The following is a 3324-nucleotide window of genomic DNA, read 5'->3' on the forward strand; positions in this document are numbered from 1 at the left end:
GGCGCGCTCATCCTGGTGTCGATCGCGGTCACGACACTGCTGTGGGGCGATCCGTCCAACCGCTTCATCTGGGTCGTGCTCGGCGTGACCGTCGGCTTCGGCGCCATCGGCTGGATCGACGACTATCGCAAGGTCGTCTACCGCAATCCGAAGGGGCTGTCGGCGCGCGCGAAGTATGCCTTCCAGTCGCTGATCGGCCTCTTCGCCGCGCTCTTTCTCGCGTTCAGCACCGACCTGCCGGCGCAGACGGAATTCATCGTGCCGTTCTTCAAGAACGTGGCCTATCCGCTCGGCGCGATCGGCTTCATCACGCTCACCTACTTCGTCATCGTCGGCAGCAGCAACGCCGTCAATCTCACCGACGGACTGGACGGGCTCGCCATCATGCCGACGGTGATGGTGGCCGCCGGTCTCGGCGTCTTCGCCTATGTCACCGGCAACGTCGTGTTCTCGAAGTATCTGGGCTTCCCGCACATTCCGGGTGCCGGCGAGCTCACGGTGGTGTGCGCGGCAATCGGCGGGGCGGGTCTCGGGTTTCTCTGGTTCAACGCCTATCCGGCCGAGGTCTTCATGGGCGACGTCGGTGCGCTGGCGCTCGGCGCCGCGCTCGGCGTGATGGCGGTCATCGTGCGCCAGGAGATCGTGCTGCTCGTGATGGGAGGCGTGTTCGTGGTCGAAACGCTGTCGGTGGTGCTGCAGGTCGCATCCTTCAAGCTCACCGGCAAACGCATCTTCCGCATGGCGCCGCTGCATCACCACTACGAGCTCAAGGGCTGGAAGGAGAACCAGGTGGTGGTGCGCTTCTGGATCATCAGCATGATTCTGCTGCTGATCGGGTTGTCGACCCTGAAGCTGCGGTGATGGGTGCGGGACTCGAAGCGCGACATCTGGGCTGGGCGGTCAGGACGGGACGATTGGATCTGAACGGAAAACACGCGATGGTGCTGGGGCTCGGTGACAGCGGCCTGTCGATGGCGCGCTGGCTCACGCGCCGCGGCGCCGCCGTGCGCGTGGCCGACTCGCGCGCGACGCCGCCGCGTGCGGCGGAACTGGCGCAGGTACTGCCGCACGCCGCACTCGAAACCGGCGCCTTTCGCGACGCGAGCTTCGAGGCGGCGGATCTCGTTGCAATCAGCCCCGGCATTTCCGTGCGCGAGCCGGCGGTGGCGCGCGCACGGGCGCGCGGCGTGCCGGTGTGGGGTGACATCGAACTCTTCGCGCAGGCCGTGCAGGCGCAGGGGCGGCCGCGCATTCTCGCCATCACCGGCACCAACGGCAAGACGACCGTGACCTCCATGACCGGTGCGCTGTGCCGCGCGGCGGGTCTCGACGCGTGCGTCGCCGGCAACATCGCGCCCCCGGTGCTGGATGCGCTGATGGCGCGCGAGGACGCGGGCACCCCGCCCGACGTGTGGGTGATCGAACTCTCCAGCTTCCAGCTCGAGACCACCTACAGCCTGAATGCCACCGCGGCGGTCGTGCTGAATCTCACGCAGGATCACTGCGACCGCTACCGCGGCATGGAGGACTACGCCGCCGCCAAGTCGCACGTCTTCAACGGCACCGGTGTGCAGGTCGTGAATCGCGATGATCCGTACAGCCGCAGCATGGCGAAGAGTGGCCGTCCGACTTTCAGCTTCGGCCTGGGCGAGCCCGAGCGCAAGGGCGAATGGGGCATCGTCGAGCACGGTGGGCGGGCGTGGCTTGCGGAGAACGGTGATCGGCTGATGGCGCTCGACGATCTGCAGGTGGCGGGTCTGCAGAACGCTGCCAACGCGCTGGCCGCACTTGCCCTGTGCCGCGCGATCGATCTGCCCTATCCGCTGCTTACGGATGGATTGCGCGCTTTCCGCGGCCTGCCGCACCGCGTCCAGCGCGTGGCCGAGATCGACGGCGTGCGCTTCTTCGACGACTCCAAGGGCACCAATGTCGGCGCCACGGTCGCCGCACTCGAAGGTCTCGGCCGGCCGGCGGTGCTGATCGCCGGCGGCGAAGGCAAGGGGCAGGACTTCGCGCCGCTCGCCCCGGCGGTGGCCGCGCACGCGCGTGCGGTCGTCCTCATCGGTCGCGACGGTCCGGCGATCGGCCGCGCGCTTGCCGGGTGCGGCGTGCCGACGCTCGCCGCCGCCAGCCTGCCGGCAGCCGTTGAACTGGCGTTCGGCCTTGCCCGGCGCGGTGATGCGGTGCTGCTCTCGCCTGCCTGCGCGAGCTTCGACATGTTCCGCAACTACGAGCACCGGGCCGAAGTCTTCGTCGCCGCGGTGCACGCCCTGGAGGGTGCCCGTTGAACGTCGGCGCCACCACCTCCATCAGCGGCTGGAAGCAGAACGCGCCCATGGCCGAGCACGACGCGGCCCTGGTCTGGTCGGCCGTCGCCTTGCTGCTGCTCGGACTGGTCATGGTGTACTCGTCCTCCATCGCCACCGCCGAAGCGAGCAAGTACACGGGCTATCAGGCGAGCTACTACCTCTCGCGGCAGGCGATCTTCCTCGCCGCGGGTTTCGCCGCGGGTGTGGTCGCCTATCAGGTGCCACTCGCGACCTGGCAGCGCATCGCGCCGTACTGCTTCCTGTTCGCTGCCGCGCTGCTGGTGCTGGTGCTGATCCCGGGCGCAGGGCGCGAGGTGAACGGCGCGCGCCGCTGGCTGCCGCTCGGCATCGTCAACCTGCAGCCTTCCGAGCTGATGAAGCTCGCCGTCGTCCTCTACGCGGCGGACTACACGGTGCGCAAGGCGGCGCACATGGCGAGCCTGCGCCGTGGTTTCGCGCCGATGTTCCTGGTGATGCTCGCCACCGGCTGCTTGCTGCTGCTGGAGCCCGACTTCGGCGCCTTCGCGGTCATCACGCTCATTGCCATGGGCATTCTCTTTCTGGGCGGGATGAACTGGCGTCTCTTCGTCGGGTTGATCGTGATGCTCGCCGTCGGCTTCGTCGCGCTGATCGTGACCTCGCCCTATCGCATGCAGCGCATCGTCGCCTTCATGGACCCGTGGGCGGATGCCTACGGCAAGGGCTATCAGCTCTCCCATGCGCTCATCGCCTTCGGTCGCGGCGAATGGTGGGGCGTCGGCCTGGGCAGCAGCGTCGAGAAGCTCTTCTATCTGCCGGAGGCGCACACCGACTTCCTGCTCGCGGTGATCGGCGAAGAGCTCGGCTTCGTCGGTACGGCGACGGTGATCGCGCTCTTCGCGCTGCTCGCGCTGCGGGCGTTTGCCATCGGCAATCGCGCAGCCAGCGTCGAACGCTATTACTCCGCGCTGGTGGCGCAGGGCATCGCGCTGTGGCTGTCGGTGCAGGCCATCATCAACATGGGCGTGAACATGGG

At 68.0% G+C, this 3324-nt stretch carries 3 protein-coding genes; all 3 read left to right on the plus strand.

Annotation, left to right across the window (positions count from 1 at the left end):
• A partial coding sequence (locus JNK68_17545) for a phospho-N-acetylmuramoyl-pentapeptide-transferase (GenBank protein ID MBL8542149.1) occupies positions 1-861 on the plus strand: 861 nt, incomplete at its 5' end.
• Entirely contained in the window at positions 861-2288 is a 1428-nt protein-coding gene (gene murD / locus JNK68_17550) for a UDP-N-acetylmuramoyl-L-alanine--D-glutamate ligase (protein ID MBL8542150.1), read from the plus strand. The genes JNK68_17545 and murD, both read left to right, overlap by 1 nt.
• Positions 2289-2335: 47 nt before the next feature.
• Positions 2336-3324 (plus strand): putative lipid II flippase FtsW (gene ftsW, locus JNK68_17555; protein ID MBL8542151.1); only part of this gene is annotated, 989 nt, incomplete at its 3' end.

It is taken from the genome of Betaproteobacteria bacterium (assembly GCA_016791345.1).
Lineage (GTDB): Bacteria > Pseudomonadota > Gammaproteobacteria > Burkholderiales > JAEUMW01 > JAEUMW01.